Source organism: Pseudomonas sp. I2, assembly GCF_040984075.1.
Lineage (GTDB): Bacteria > Pseudomonadota > Gammaproteobacteria > Pseudomonadales > Pseudomonadaceae > Aquipseudomonas > Aquipseudomonas guariconensis_B.
On the sequence record NZ_JBCGFQ010000165.1, the window covers coordinates 1 to 440 of the forward strand.

Consider the following 440-nt stretch of genomic DNA (forward strand, 5'->3'; position numbering starts at 1 on the left):
CCAGTAGGCGGCGAGCAGGCCGCCGGCCCAGAGCAGGCCGACCAGGCTGACGAGGAGCGTCTTGCGGCGGGGAGTCATGGCATTCACACGGAAAACGGGTGCCAAGCTTGCCATGTGTTCGCGCGCAGCTGAATATCCCTGGGTTTCGCCCGTGGCCCGGCCACGAATCGATTGCAGCCCGGAACCGCCGATGTCAGAAGCCTTCAACCCCGATTACCTGCGCCAGCACCTGCGACCCTTGGCCGCGGCCGAGGCGGCCGCCGCCGTCCTCGCCTACCAGGCCTACTACGGCCTGGACCTGCGCTCCCGCCATCCGCGCCTGCAAGCGCGGCTCGGCAGCATGGCGGTCGACGGGCGCCGCCTGGCGGTGCAGGCCTGGCTGCTGCCGGAAGCGCGCGGCAGCCTGTTGCTGATGCATGGCTATTACGACCACATGGGAC

At 69.3% G+C, this 440-nt stretch carries 2 pseudogenes; one reads left to right on the plus strand and one right to left on the minus strand.

Features of this window, described 5'->3' with window-relative positions:
* A pseudogene (locus tag WCE05_RS26065) lies at positions 1 to 168 on the minus strand (hypothetical protein); the annotation flags it as partial.
* Positions 169 to 190: 22 nt separating this feature from the next.
* Between WCE05_RS26065 and WCE05_RS26070 the strand changes: the two are divergent.
* A pseudogene (locus WCE05_RS26070) lies at positions 191 to 440 on the plus strand (alpha/beta hydrolase); the annotation flags it as partial.